Source organism: Mesorhizobium sp. WSM4308 (genome assembly GCF_002294905.1).
In the GTDB taxonomy this organism is placed as follows: Bacteria; Pseudomonadota; Alphaproteobacteria; order Rhizobiales; family Rhizobiaceae; genus Mesorhizobium.
In genome coordinates this window covers 100392-112992 of the sequence record NZ_NSFW01000018.1, presented here as the reverse complement: position 1 = coordinate 112992, position 12601 = coordinate 100392, and the positions used below count along the sequence as shown (strand labels likewise).

Below are 12601 nucleotides of genomic sequence, written 5' to 3'. Positions count from 1 at the left end.
CCTGGGCCCCTCGCCACCCATCGGTGGTCGTCCGAGATGTCGACTAGGGAAAGCCCCCTCAAGGATACCTCCATCCGCCTTTCGGAAGCGACGGCGGCCGATTTCTTCGCGCTTTTGAAGCCACGGGTCATGGCGCTTGCCGTATTCACCGCTTTCGTAGGCCTGATGGTGGCGCCTGGCGCGATGAATCCGGTCATCGCCGTGATCGCAATCGGTTCGATTGCGATCGGAGCAGGAGCGGCTGGTGCCCTCAACATGTGGTATGACGCAGACATCGACGCGCTGATGTCGCGCACGTCAAGACGGCCGGTTCCGTCGGGCCGCGTCGCGCCGGGCGAAGCTCTCGGCTTCGGCCTTGTGCTTTCCGCGCTTTCGGTCATGACACTCGGCGTACTGGTAGGCTGGCTTGCCGCATCGCTGCTGGCCTTCACCATCTTCTTCTACATCGTCATCTACACGATGTGGCTGAAGCGCTCGACACCGCAGAACATCGTCATCGGCGGCGCGGCTGGTGCCCTTCCTCCTGTCATTGGCTGGGCGGCCGCAACCGGCGCCGTCGGCATCGAAAGCCTCATCCTGTTTCTGATCATCTTTCTGTGGACGCCGCCGCATTTCTGGGCGCTGGCGCTGTTCAAAGTTGGCGACTACGCCGCTGCCGGCATTCCGATGATGCCGAATGTGGCCGGCCCTGCTTCGACGCGTAGGCAAATCCTTGCCTATGCCTTGCTTCTGGCGCCGGTCGGCGTGCTGCCTTGGCTCTTCGGATACACCAGCGGCTACTACGGAATCGCCTCGGCCGCATTGGGCGTCGGTTTCATCTGGCATTCATGGAAGGTTCTGGCCGCTTCCGAAACGGAGCTGAAACCCGCCAAGGCGCTGTTTGCCTATTCGATCCTCTATCTTTTCGCGATCTTCGCCGCGCTGCTTGCCGATACCATTGCCATGCGCGCGCTGATCTCAGCCGGGATCTGAGCGCAGATCGCCATCCGCGAACCGCTCTGGCCGGCCGGCGAGTGCCGTGCCGAAGACGGCGCAGTGCCGTCACGATGGCAGCGCACAGAATCCCAGCAACAGCAGAATGATTATGCCAAGGCCGACTATGAGAAGCGTCCTTGCGTCCATGACCTTCGCCTTCGACCCAGTGCATGGTCCTGAGGATCGGGATCGACTCTGCTGCACCGCTCTCCGGTTCGCAAAGGATCCAAGTGGTCCAGCGCCTTTACGTGCCCCAAAAAAGAGACATGCGGCGCAGCATGAGCATATCGAAGAAGGGTTTCCAGAGCCAGCCATGCGGCCCAACAACGGGCGACAAGTCCCTCACAAGAGAGTATATTGGTGGCGGTGCAGGTCGCGGTTTTGCGTGGCCAGTCACGCAAACGTCAGCACCGCTAAATCGCGACCTTTCCGGACCCGGTCTGGAGGAACGGTCATGGCAAGCTTTCATGTGATAGCAGGCGCCAGCGAGACGCTGGAACATACCAAAATTCGAAAAATCTCTGTTTCCGACCTTTTTGACGCGCTCAGGCGGGGCGTCGATGATTTCATGGTCAAACCGTCGCATATCATCTTTCTCTGCCTGATCTATCCGCTCGTGGGCGTCGTGCTCGCCGCCTGGACTTCAGGCGCCAATGCCTTACCGTTGTTGTTTCCGCTGGTTTCTGGCTTTGCGCTGGTTGGCCCATTCGCGGCGATAGGCCTCTATGAAATCAGCCGTAGACGGGAAGCCGGGCTCGACACCTCCTGGAGGCACGCTTTCGAGGTCAGGAATTCTCCGGCGCTGCCGGCCATCGCGGCGGTCGGGATCATGCTGTTTGCAATCTTCATCACGTGGCTTTTGACGGCGAAGATATTCTACGAATATCTTTTCGGCCCGGCTCCGCCGGAATCGATATCCAGCTTCATCAACGCGATATTTGCCACGGGACGCGGCTGGACGCTGATCATATTGGGGCACGCCATCGGCTTTGTCTTTGCCGTGGTGGTGTTGTGCACGACGGTCGTCGCCTTCCCATTGTTGCTCGACCGCGATGTCGGTGCCTATGAAGCGATCCACACCTCGGTGCGTGCGGTCCTGGCGAACCCGATCGTGATGGCTGTCTGGGGGCTGATCGTCGCCGTCGGCCTGATCATTGGCTCGCTGCCGGTGTTCGTCGGGCTCGCCGTCGTGTTGCCGATCCTCGGCCATGCCACCTGGCATGTCTACCGCAAGGTTGTGGAGTCGCCCGCCAGACCGACGAGTTAAGGACGTTTTGCTTCACCGCACCGGCCAGAGCATTTTACCGTTTCATGGAAACGGTAAAATGCTCTATCTCTTTGTTTTAACGCAATTCCGGACGGAAAACCGATCACACTTTTCCTGGATTGCTCAGGATGCCGGTGCGGGTTTGATCGAAGCCGTCAGTAAGCCCGGTGGCTGAAGCGGGCGCGGTATGCGCCCATCGTCAAGTTGCGGAAATCCTCGCCGCTGACATGCACCAGCGTTCTGTGGTCGCCGCCTTCGAAGTAGATGTCGGCGGCATCACCAAGGCTGTCATCGACAATCACCGGCACATCGTAGGGGGCGCCGATCGGCGGAATGGCGCCGGTATCGCAATCAGCGAAGAGCGAAGTCACCTCGTCTTCGGAGGCCAGTCCGAGACGCTTGTCCATGACGTCTTGCAATGTGCCGAGCTCGATCCTGTGCGTGCTGGGAACGACGGCCAACGCATAGCCGAGCTCGTGGTGAACAACGACCGATTTGGCCACTATGCTGCCGGGTACATGCGCCGCGATGGCGGACTGTCTGCTGGTGGACGTGCGATGGTGGGCGACTGTGTCGTATGAAATTCCCTTCCTGTCGATAAAGTCCTTCAGTCTGGTAGCGATCGTCATCTTGGCCTCCCTTTGCCGGAGTTCGCGACGGGTGGGGAAACGAGGGCAGTCATTCTCCTTATGTCGTTTCCGATACTAAAATAGACCAGCTGCTGATGGTTCGAGGCGCGGCGGCAAGATCTGAATGCGGTTCGTGCCTCAGGGTCCGGCTCCGAAAAATGCCAGCCGGGTGAAAAGCGTGTAGTCGGCTTCGAAGACCATCATTGTCACGAACACCAGCACCAGTATCGGCGGCAGGATGATCGCATAGGCCAGCGCCAGCCGTTCCCAGGCCATGTGCATGAAGACAGCGACGATCAGCCCTGCCTTGAGGATCATGAAGATCAGGATCAGCGACCATCTGAGATAGCCGTGGAGGCCGAAATAGTCGACCAGGTAGGAGCAGGTGCTGAGGATGAACAGCCACGCCCAGACCACCAGATAGAGCTTGATCGGATGTTGCTGATGCACGTCGGCACGGGCGACGGCCGCCGGCGCTGCCGCATGAAGTGCGTGTTGTCCTAGGCCGTTTGCGGTTGCTTCAGCCATGTCTGCCTCTCACCAAAGATAGAAGAATGCGAAGATGAACACCCAGACCAGATCGACGAAGTGCCAGTACAACCCCATGATCTCGACATTCTCGTAGCGGCCGGTGCGGCTGGTGAAGAAGCCGCGCCGTCCGAGGTCGTAGTCTCCGCGCCAGACTTTGCGCGCCACGATGATCAGGAAGATCACACCAATCGTCACATGCGTGCCGTGGAAACCGGTGATCATGAAGAAACACGACCCGAATTGTGCGGCACCCCAGGGATTACCCCAGGGTCGCACCCCTTCAGTGATCAGCTTTGTCCACTCGAAGGCTTGCATGCCGACAAAGGTCGCGCCGAGTGCCGCGGTCAGAAGCATGAGGATGGCCGTCTTGCGGCGGTCGTGGCGATAGCCGAAATTGACGGCCATGGCCATTGTTCCGCTGCTGGAGATCAGCACGAAGGTCATGATGGCAATAAGGATCAGCGGGATATCCGAGCCGCCGATACGAAGCGCAAAGACCTCGCTCGGATTGGGCCACGGCACCCGTGTCGAAATGCGCGCGGTCATGTAGGAGAGCAGGAAGCAGCCGAAGATGAAGGTGTCGCTGAGCAGGAATATCCACATCATGGCCTTGCCCCAGGACACGTTCTTGAACGCACGCTGATCCGAGGACCAATCGGCGGCAATGCCTCGCCAGCCTGTAGGCCGTGGCTCCGTATGGCCGATATGTGTCAGTGTCTCTGCCATCCGCTTGATCCCCTTTAGGTCAGCAACTCCCGGCAAATGTCGATGAACGTCGCGGCCCAGCCGGCCAGCAACGCGAAGATGGCAAGCCAGACGAAGAGCAGGAAATGCCAGTACATGGCGCATAGTTCCACGCCGAGGCGAAGCCGTTCCGGCCGCGCTCCAGTCCAGGCGCTCGTGGTCGTCCTGCCCAGACCCACCAGCCCTCCCAAGACGTGCAGGCCATGCATGCCGGTTATCAGGTAAAAGAAGCTGTTGGCCGGATTGGAGGCCAGGAAATAGCCGTCGGCGGTCAGTTGCCGCCATGCCATGAACTGACCGACCAGGAAGGCGAGCGCGGTGAGCCCGGCCGTGGCAAGGCCGAGCCTGACAGTGTCGATCTGACCCCTGCGCGCCGCCACCGAAGTGCATTGCAGGGCGACGCTGCTCAGGACCAGCACGCCGGTGTTGAGCCAGAGCAGTCGCGGCAGGGGCAACGGCTGCCAGTCCGACACCGCCATCCGCATGAAATAAGCACTGGTGAAGAGCGCGAACAGGCAGCCGACGACAGCAAGGAAAACGCCGAGACCTATCTTGGCTGTTGGCAGGGCCGACCGGTCGAGCCCGACAAAATCACCGGCCAGACCCTGCTCGAGCCATGGCTTCGTCATCAGCCGCTGGTGCGAAAGCCACCATCCGGCAAAACCGGCAATGACGAGCAGGAAGACCAGGATGACGCTCATGCCGGCTCCCTTGAGGGTCCGAAGGAGCCCGGCATGTTCTGCGGGATGAAGTCTTCCTTGGCACCCGGTACGCTGTAATCGTAAGCCCAGCGATAGACGATCGGCAGGTCCTTGCCGAAATTGCCGTGGGCCGGCGGTGTTTGCGGCGTCTGCCATTCGAGGGTCGTGGCCCGCCACGGATTGCCGCCGGCCTCGCGGCCATGGCGGATGCTCCAGATCAGGTTGAACAGGAACACCATCTGGGCGAAGCCGACAATGAAGGCCATGACGCTGATGAAAGAGTTCAGGTGATGGGCCGACTCCGTCATGATCGTCATGTCGGTCAGTTCGGCATAGCGCCGCGGCACGCCCATCAAGCCGAGGTAGTGCATGGGGAAGAAAATCAGGTAGGCGCCGAGGAAGGTGACCCAGAAATGGAACCGGCCCAGCGTTTCGTGGAGCATCCGGCCGGTGACCTTCGGGTACCAATGGTAGATCGCGCCAAAGACCACGAGGATCGGGGCGACACCCATGACCATATGGAAATGGGCGACGACGAACATCGTGTCGGACAGCGGAACATCGACGACGACATTGCCGAGGAACAGGCCGGTCAGCCCGCCATTGACGAAGGTGACGATGAAAGCCAGGGCGAACAGCATGGGTATGGTGAGATGGATGTCGCCGCGCCACAGGGTCAGCACCCAATTATAGACCTTGATGGCGGTCGGAATGGCGATGATCAGCGTTGTGGTGGCGAAGAAGAAGCCAAAATAAGGGTGCATGCCGCTGACATACATGTGGTGCGCCCAGACCACGAAACTCAGCGCGCCAATGCCGACGATGGCCCAGACCATCATCCGGTAGCCGAAGATGTTCTTGCGTGCATGGGTGCTGATCAGGTCGGATACAATGCCGAACGCCGGCAGCGCCACGATGTAGACCTCGGGATGGCCGAAGAACCAGAACAGGTGCTGGAACAGGATCGGGCTGCCGCCATTGTGTTGCAACTGCTCGCCCATCTCGGAAATCGCCGGCATGAAGAAGCTGGTGCCGAGCACGCGGTCAAGCAGCATCATCACGCTGGCGACGAACAGCGCCGGAAAGGCGAGCAGGGCCATGACGGTCGCGGTGAAGATGCCCCAGACGGTCAGCGGCAGGCGCATCATCGTCATGCCGCGGGTGCGACCCTGCAGCACGGTCACCACATAGTTGAGGCCACCCATCGTGAAGCCGATGATGAACAGGATCAGCGAGGAGAGCATCAGGATGATGCCCCAGTCCTGGCCGCCTGGCGTCCCGCTCATGATGGCCTGCGGCGGATAGAGCGTCCAGCCGGCGCCCGTCGGTCCGCCGGGCGCAAAGAAGCTCGACACCAGGACCAGCACGGCGAGCAGGTAGATCCAGTAGCTCAGCATGTTGACATAGGGAAAGACCATGTCGCGCGCGCCGACCATCAGGGGGATCAGATAGTTGCCAAAGCCGCCGAGGAAGAGGGCGGTGAGCAGGTAGATCACCATGATCATGCCGTGCATGGTGATGAACTGGTAGTAGGCCTCCGGGGTGATGAAGTCGAACGTGCCGGGAAAGCCAAGCTGCAGTCGCATCAGCCAGGACAGCACCAGGGCGACCAGGCCGATTGCTGTTGCCGTTGCCGAATACTGGACGGCGATGACCTTGGCGTCCTGCGAGAAGACGTATTTGGTCCACCAACTGTGCGGATGGTAGAGTTCTACTTCCGCGACTTCGGCCGGCGGGATGCCATCTGCAGGGGTGATGTCGACCATAGGAACACCTCCGTGTCCTTTTTTCAGCGAGACCCTACCGTTTCGAGCCCTGCTGCAATTTCGGGACCCGCTGCCGCGGTCTGTCCCGTCGTCTCGTCTGCCGACCCCGTCTTCTGGGGGGCCGACAATTGTGCAAAAGTCTGCTGCTGGCCGAGCCAGGCGACATAATCTTCCTGGGTGTCGACCATCACGACGCCATGCATCATCGGATGTCCCTGGCCGCAAAGTTCGGCGCATAGGACCTGGAAGGTTCCGGTCCTGGTCGGGGTGAACCAGAAATAGGTCACCGAGCCCGGGATCATGTCCATCTTGGCGCGGAATTCCGGTACATAGAAATCATGCAGCACATCGATCGAGCGGAGCAGCATCTTGACCGGTTTGCCGACCGGCAGATGCAGATCGGCCGCTGCGACCACGACATCGTCCTGACCATTGGGATCGCTGGGGATGACCCCCAGCGGATTGTCGGCACCGACGTCGCGCGTGTCTGATGTACCGAGCTTGCCGTCCCTGCCGGGCAGGCGGAAACTCCATTGCCATTGCTGGCCAATGACCTCGACCTCTGTCGCGTCGCGTGGAACGGTAACAAATCGGCTCCAGACGAACAGGCCGGGAACCAGTAGCGCCGTGACCCCAACCGCGGTGACGATCGTCAGCCACGATTCGAGCCGCTTGTTCTCCGGTTCGTACGCAGCACGATTGCCTTCCCGATGACGGAAGCGGAACACGCAATAGGCCATGAAAAGCACGACGGCGGCGAAGACGACGCCGGTGATCCAGAAAGTGATGATGATGGTGTTGTCGATATAGGCCCAGTTCGAGGCAATCGGCGTCCACCACCATGGGCTCAGGAGGTGAAACAACACCGAGCCCACGACGATCAAAACGAGTACAAGCGCTACGGCCATGTCCCGTTCCTCCGGCATTCAAGGGGGAGCGAAGCCGCCCGCAAGAAATGCCAAGCGCATCATAGCTTAATTTGGGGTCGCAATTCCAGAGGCTACTATCTTGACGGGAAAAATGCGCCCTTTGCCGCGGCGAGACGGGCTATCCCTGGATCAGCAGCAGGCTGGAATGACCTTCTGACCGCCTCAACGATCGTTCGAGCAGGAATTCCGAACGGCGCTTGAGGAGGATATGAGCGGACGCTGTTTTAGCCGGATTCCCAGTGCTATTTCAGCAGGTCGACCAGGACGTCGAAGGCGGCGTCAATATCGGCGCGGACGGCCTGGCGGACGGCTTCGGCATCGCGGTTGCGCAGTGCCGCGAACATCTCCTGGTGATGCTCGTTGGCGGTCGAATAATTTCCGGAATCATGCAGCATGTTGAAATAGGGACTGATCTGCAGCCACAGATTTTCGATGATGTTGAGGATGTTTTCCGAGCCGGCCGCGCGGTAGATGGAGAAGTGAAAGGCGTAGTTGGCGCGCAGATAGGATTTGACGTCTCCCGCCGCGTTGGCCTGTTCGAGCGCTGCCAGATGCTGGCCGAGTTGCGCGATGCCCTGATCGTCGATGCGCTCTGCCGCCCAGGCGGCGGCGATCGCCTCGATCTCGAAGCGGACATTCCTGAGATCGATGAGGCGCGCGCGGCTGAGTGCGGGAATGCCGATCGAGCGCCCTGAAACGACCATCAGGGCATTGGCCGCGGTCAGTCGCCGCAATGCCTCCCTGACCGGCATAGGACTGACCCCGAAGGCGTCGGCCAGGCTTTGCACCGTCACCATCTCGCCAGGCACGATGCTGCCGTCGAGGATCAATTCGGTGACGTGGCGATAGACCCTGTCCTGCAGGGTCTCCCTGGACAGGGGCACGATCTCGACACCCGGCTTCCTGAACGCCGCTCCGGCCATTTCCATCAACCTTTCGGCGCAAAGGCCGCGCCATAACTCGTTCCCGGAATGCAGGGTTCCGGCTGCCGCGTCAAGCGTCGGCGCCCCAGTCTTGATGTAAGATATTTCATCATTGATCGTTGATCAAATGATGATACGGTCTCCGACATCGAATGACGCGGGCATGCTCGGCGGCGTGCTGCTTTTGACGGCGCTGCAGATGCTGCTGGCCGGCACCACGCTGCCTACGCCACCAGGGCAATTCTTTACGGGCTGGTCGTTCTGGGCGCCGTCATGGCGCTGCGCGAACGGCGGCTGCAATGAAAAGGACAGGACGATGAGCGCAAAGGCACCCGCATCGGCGGACGAATTTCTGGCCGGGCTGAAAGGGCAGCGCGTGCTGGTGACGGCGGGCGCCGGCGGCATCGGCTTCGCCATCGCCGACACGCTGTCGCGGCTCGGCGCACGCATCGTCGTCTGCGACATCTCCGACGAGGCGCTGGCCGCGGCTCCCGGCAAGATCGACCTGGTCGCGGCGGTCAAGGCCGATGTCTCGCGCGACGAGGACGTCGACCGGCTGTTCGAGACGGTCAAGGAGAAACTCGGCGGGCTCGACGCGCTGATCAACAACGCCGGCATTGCCGGGCCGACAGGCGGTGTCGACGAGATCGAACCGGATGACTGGCGGCGCTGCATCGATATCTGCCTGACAGGGCAGTTCCTCTGCGCAAGGCGCGCCGTACCGCTGATCAAGGCAGCCGGCGGCGGCTCGATCGTGTCCATGTCGTCGGCGGCCGGCCGCCATGGCTACGCGTTCCGCACACCCTATTCGGCCGCCAAATTCGGCGTCATCGGTTTCACGCAAAGCCTCGCCAAGGAGCTTGGGCCGCACGGCATCAGGGTCAATGCCATCCTGCCCGGCATCATCGAGGGGCCACGCATCGAAAGCGTCATCGCGGCGCGCGCCAAACAGGTCGGCATCAGCCACGAGGAGATGACGGGCCGCTATCTGCAGAACATCTCGCTGCGCCGCATGACCAGCCCCTATGACGTGGCCTCGATGGTGGCGTTCCTGCTCTCCGATGCGGGCATCAACATTTCCGGCCAGTCGCTCGGCGTCGACGGCAACGTCGAAACACTTTGAGGACCAAGCCATGGCCAATGTCGCGATTGTCGGAAGCGGGTTCATCGGGCGGGCCTGGGCAATCAGCTTCGCCCGCGCCGGCCATCATGTGCGCATGTGGGATCAGTCGCCTGCCGCGACGGGCGGGGCGCGCCACTACATAGAGGGCGTGCTCGGCGATCTCTCCGCGAACGACCTGCTGCGCGGGCAATCCGTCGACACCGTGCTTGGCCGCATCGCCATCGTTGGCGAGCTGGCGGAGGCGCTGGCCGGCGCAACCCATGTCCAGGAAAACACGCCTGAAAACCTGGATGTGAAGCGGGAGGTGTTCTCGCTGATCGATCGGCTTGCCGGGCCGCAAACGATCATCGCCAGTTCCACCTCGGCGTTGTTGCCGTCGAAATTCACCGACCATCTGCAAGGGCGGCACCGCTGCCTAGTCGTGCATCCGATCAACCCGCCCTATCTCATTCCGGCGGCAGAGGTGGTGCCGGCGCCGTGGACTTCCGCCGAGACGCTGGAGAAGACGCGCGCCTTCCTCATCGACGCCGGCCACGCGCCGCTGGTGATGAGGCGCGAGCTCGACGGCTTCATCATGAACCGCCTGCAAGGGGCCTTGCTGGAGGAGGCTTTCCGGCTTGTCGCGGACGGCTACGCCAGTGTCGAGGATGTCGATATCGGCATTCGCGATGGCTTGGCACTGCGCTGGTCCTTCATGGGACCGTTCGAGACCATCGACCTCAACGCACCCGGCGGCGTGCGCGACTATGTCGATCGTTACCAAGGCATCTATTCCAACATCTTCCCGCAGATGCTGCGCCGCGTCGACTGGGCGGGCGATGTCATGAAAACGGTCGAGGCCGAGCGCAGCAAGCGCCTGCCGAGGGAAAGCCTGGGTGACCGGCAGGTCTGGCGGGATCGCCGGCTGATGGCGCTGGCGGCACACAAGAAGAAATCGGATCAGGAGTTCGGACAATGAAAGAAACCAGCCGCAAATCAGGCGCATCGGCGGCCAAGGGCAAGGTCATCATCACCTGCGCGGTGACGGGTGCGATCCACACGCCGACCATGTCGCCCTATCTGCCGATCACGCCGGATCAGATCGCCTCGGAAGCGATCGCGGCGGCGCAGGCCGGTGCTGCGATCCTGCATCTGCATGCGCGAGACCCGGAAACCGGCAAGCCCGACCAGACGCCGGAGGCGTTCGCCCGCTTCCTGCCGCACGTCAAGCAAGGAACCAATGCCGCCATCAACATCACCACAGGCGGCAGCCCGTACATGAAGGTCGAGGAGCGCGTGCGCCCGGCTGCCCAGTTCAAACCTGAGGTCGCCTCACTCAATATGGGCTCGATAAATTTCGGGCTCTATCACCTCGCCGACAAGTACGAGACCTTCAAGTTCGACTGGGAAAAGCCGCATCTGGAGGCGACGCGCGACCTCGTTTTCCGCAACTCGTTCAAGGACATCGAATACATTCTGGCGACTTGCTACGACAATGGCACGCGCTTCGAGTTCGAGTGCTACGACATCGCCCATCTCTACAACCTCGCCCACTTCGCCGATCGGGGGCTGGTGAAGCCGCCGTTCTTCGTGCAGTCGGTGTTTGGCCTGCTCGGCGGCATCGGCACCCATCCCGAAGACGTCGCCCATATGAAGCGCACAGCTGACCGGCTGTTCGGCGACCAGTTCCGCTGGTCGGTGCTGGGCGCCGGCGCCAGCCAGCTGCGCATCGCCGCGCAATCGGCAGCACTCGGCGGCAACATCCGCGTTGGGCTGGAGGACAGCCTGTGGGCCGGCAAGGGCAAGCTCGCCAAGTCGAACGCCGAACAGGTCTTGCTGGCGCGCAAGCTCATCGAAGGGCTTGGCATGGAGGTGGCGACGCCTGACGAGGCGCGCGAGATCCTGTCCCTGAAGGGCGGCGACAAGGTCGCCTTCTGACCCGGCCAGGACCGAGGGTGCGAGTTTTTCTCGATGGTCAAGAAATAGCAAGGCCGCCGGCGGCCTTGCTATTGCCGTTCCGGTCGACGCCTAAGGCGTCGTCTGCGCTTCGATCTTGGTAGCCATCTGGTCGATCTTGTCTGCAAGGACGCCTTCGGCCCAGGCGGTGACGTCGTCGTCGACGGGCTTGTTGGCCATGTCCGTCAGCGCTGCATCGAGCGATGCCTGGTCGGTGCCGACGGTTGCCGTGGCAGCCGCCGCCTCAGCCTGGTCCGCCGCTGCGTTGTCGGCGTCGACAACGGCCTGCTGGGCGGTGATCTGATCTTTCACAGCCTGGATCTGCGCAGCCGTGGCATTCGGATCAGCCTGCAGTGCGGTCAGTTGCGCATTCAGCTTATCCAGTTGGGCCTGCGCGGCGGCGGCCGTGGCGGCTGCCGTCTCAGCTGCGGCCTGGGCAACCTTGGCTTTCGCCGACTGTGTCACGAAGGCCTGTAGGGCAGCGAACTTCTTGCTCTTGGAATTCATATAGGCGTTGATGTTGCGCTGCAGCGAATTCAGCCGGCCGAGTTTGGCATGGATGTTTTTCTCCTTCGGCACGGCTGCGACCTTGGTGGTCGTGTCGACCGTGGTGTCGGTCGTGGCATCAGCATCCACCTTGCCAACACGTCCGGGGGCCGACGCAGACTTGCCATGCGAGGCACCGCTGTTGCCTTTGCCATTGCCGCCAGCATTGCCGTTGCCGCCACCGTGGCCGCTGCCATTGCCGCCACCGTGCCCGTTGCCGCCGGCCCCGGCGAGCGCCGGCGACGCCAGAAGCGTCAATGCGGCAAGCGCCGCGAACAGAGTTTTTCGGTTTGTCATGGTGTCTCCTCGGGGAATCGCCACCTCCGCCCAACCGCGCTAGATCAGCGTAATATGAGAATCCACTAATCGTACGGAGTAAACTTTAGACAAATGCGGTCGCAATGCGCGAGTCTGGTAATGGCTTGTGGCTTAACTTATTGATATTTCATGCAAATAGGCGCCGTGAGGTCGCTGTGCTACTGAAGTCCCATACCAGCCAGGACCATGGTCCCGTCCGTCAGACAATGTCGGT

The 12601-nt window shown here is 61.5% G+C and carries 13 protein-coding genes; 5 read left to right on the top strand and 8 right to left on the bottom strand.

What is annotated here, in order from left to right; genetic code table 11:
- The first annotated feature begins 36 nt into the window (after positions 1 to 36).
- Together CK227_RS28580 and CK227_RS28575 are read left to right on the top strand one after the other, a co-directional pair.
- The gene (locus CK227_RS28580; protein ID WP_095772840.1) at positions 37 to 972 is read left to right on the top strand and encodes a heme o synthase; all 936 of its coding nucleotides are present in this window, start codon (positions 37 to 39) and stop codon (positions 970 to 972) included.
- 457 nt (positions 973 to 1429) lie between these two features.
- Positions 1430 to 2242 (top strand): DUF2189 domain-containing protein, encoded by an 813-nt coding sequence (locus tag CK227_RS28575; RefSeq protein WP_095772839.1) that lies wholly within the window; start codon positions 1430 to 1432, stop codon positions 2240 to 2242.
- A gap of 155 nt (positions 2243 to 2397) precedes the next feature.
- On the opposite strand, the gene CK227_RS28570 is transcribed toward CK227_RS28575, so the two are convergent.
- From CK227_RS28570 to CK227_RS28540, 7 genes are all read right to left on the bottom strand, one after another.
- Positions 2398 to 2871, bottom strand: a complete 474-nt coding sequence (locus tag CK227_RS28570; protein WP_095772838.1) for an aminoacyl-tRNA deacylase — start codon at positions 2869 to 2871, stop codon at positions 2398 to 2400.
- Positions 2872 to 3009: 138 nt separating this feature from the next.
- A complete protein-coding gene (locus tag CK227_RS28565) occupies positions 3010 to 3399 on the bottom strand; it encodes a cytochrome C oxidase subunit IV family protein (protein WP_095772837.1) in 390 nt (129 codons plus the stop codon).
- Positions 3400 to 3408: 9 nt separating this feature from the next.
- On the bottom strand, positions 3409 to 4128 hold the full coding sequence (locus tag CK227_RS28560; RefSeq protein ID WP_095772836.1) for a heme-copper oxidase subunit III family protein: 720 nt from the start codon (positions 4126 to 4128) through the stop codon (positions 3409 to 3411).
- 14 nt (positions 4129 to 4142) lie between these two features.
- Entirely contained in the window at positions 4143 to 4847 is a 705-nt protein-coding gene (locus CK227_RS28555; protein ID WP_095772835.1) for a cytochrome c oxidase subunit 3, read from the bottom strand.
- The gene (gene ctaD, locus CK227_RS28550) at positions 4844 to 6613 is read right to left on the bottom strand and encodes a cytochrome c oxidase subunit I (RefSeq protein WP_095772834.1); all 1770 of its coding nucleotides are present in this window, start codon (positions 6611 to 6613) and stop codon (positions 4844 to 4846) included. The genes CK227_RS28555 and ctaD overlap by 4 nt, the downstream gene beginning before the upstream one ends.
- 23 nt (positions 6614 to 6636) lie before the next feature.
- On the bottom strand, positions 6637 to 7521 hold the full coding sequence (coxB, locus tag CK227_RS28545) for a cytochrome c oxidase subunit II (RefSeq protein WP_095773090.1): 885 nt from the start codon (positions 7519 to 7521) through the stop codon (positions 6637 to 6639).
- A 263-nt stretch (positions 7522 to 7784) separates the two neighbouring features.
- Complete coding sequence (locus CK227_RS28540; protein ID WP_095773089.1) at positions 7785 to 8465, bottom strand: GntR family transcriptional regulator; 681 nt, start codon at positions 8463 to 8465, stop codon at positions 7785 to 7787.
- Between the two features lie 316 nt (positions 8466 to 8781).
- On the opposite strand from CK227_RS28540, the gene CK227_RS28535 reads away from it, so the two are divergent.
- From CK227_RS28535 to CK227_RS28525, 3 genes are read left to right on the top strand one after another with little or no spacing between them, the layout of a single operon-like run.
- Positions 8782 to 9588 carry an SDR family oxidoreductase gene (locus CK227_RS28535; RefSeq protein WP_095772833.1) on the top strand — a complete coding sequence of 269 codons (807 nt, stop codon included), beginning with the start codon at positions 8782 to 8784 and terminating at the stop codon, positions 9586 to 9588.
- Between the two features lie 10 nt (positions 9589 to 9598).
- Complete coding sequence (locus tag CK227_RS28530) at positions 9599 to 10546, top strand: 3-hydroxyacyl-CoA dehydrogenase (protein WP_095772832.1); 948 nt, start codon at positions 9599 to 9601, stop codon at positions 10544 to 10546.
- Positions 10543 to 11505 carry a 3-keto-5-aminohexanoate cleavage protein gene (locus CK227_RS28525; protein ID WP_095772831.1) on the top strand — a complete coding sequence of 321 codons (963 nt, stop codon included), beginning with the start codon at positions 10543 to 10545 and terminating at the stop codon, positions 11503 to 11505. Before CK227_RS28530 ends, CK227_RS28525 begins: the two co-directional genes overlap by 4 nt.
- Positions 11506 to 11595: 90 nt before the next feature.
- On the opposite strand, the gene CK227_RS28520 is transcribed toward CK227_RS28525, so the two are convergent.
- Positions 11596 to 12366, bottom strand: coding sequence for a hypothetical protein (locus tag CK227_RS28520; protein ID WP_095772830.1), 771 nt, complete (start codon positions 12364 to 12366; stop codon positions 11596 to 11598).
- Between the last annotated feature and the right edge of the window lie 235 nt (positions 12367 to 12601).

Bases quoted from the DNA above. Each gene is read 5' to 3' on its own strand.
- CK227_RS28580 (WP_095772840.1), top strand. From the start codon at position 37: ATGTCGACTAGGGAAAGCCCCCTCAAGGATACCTCCATCCGCCTTTCG.
- CK227_RS28575 (WP_095772839.1), top strand. From the start codon at position 1,430: ATGGCAAGCTTTCATGTGATAGCAGGCGCCAGCGAGACGCTGGAACAT.
- CK227_RS28570 (WP_095772838.1), bottom strand. From the start codon at position 2,871: ATGACGATCGCTACCAGACTGAAGGACTTTATCGACAGGAAGGGAATT.
- CK227_RS28565 (WP_095772837.1), bottom strand. From the start codon at position 3,399: ATGGCTGAAGCAACCGCAAACGGCCTAGGACAACACGCACTTCATGCG.
- CK227_RS28560 (WP_095772836.1), bottom strand. From the start codon at position 4,128: ATGGCAGAGACACTGACACATATCGGCCATACGGAGCCACGGCCTACA.
- CK227_RS28555 (WP_095772835.1), bottom strand. From the start codon at position 4,847: ATGAGCGTCATCCTGGTCTTCCTGCTCGTCATTGCCGGTTTTGCCGGA.
- ctaD (WP_095772834.1), bottom strand. From the start codon at position 6,613: ATGGTCGACATCACCCCTGCAGATGGCATCCCGCCGGCCGAAGTCGCG.
- coxB (WP_095773090.1), bottom strand. From the start codon at position 7,521: ATGGCCGTAGCGCTTGTACTCGTTTTGATCGTCGTGGGCTCGGTGTTG.
- CK227_RS28540 (WP_095773089.1), bottom strand. From the start codon at position 8,465: ATGGCCGGAGCGGCGTTCAGGAAGCCGGGTGTCGAGATCGTGCCCCTG.
- CK227_RS28535 (WP_095772833.1), top strand. From the start codon at position 8,782: ATGAGCGCAAAGGCACCCGCATCGGCGGACGAATTTCTGGCCGGGCTG.
- CK227_RS28530 (WP_095772832.1), top strand. From the start codon at position 9,599: ATGGCCAATGTCGCGATTGTCGGAAGCGGGTTCATCGGGCGGGCCTGG.
- CK227_RS28525 (WP_095772831.1), top strand. From the start codon at position 10,543: ATGAAAGAAACCAGCCGCAAATCAGGCGCATCGGCGGCCAAGGGCAAG.
- CK227_RS28520 (WP_095772830.1), bottom strand. From the start codon at position 12,366: ATGACAAACCGAAAAACTCTGTTCGCGGCGCTTGCCGCATTGACGCTT.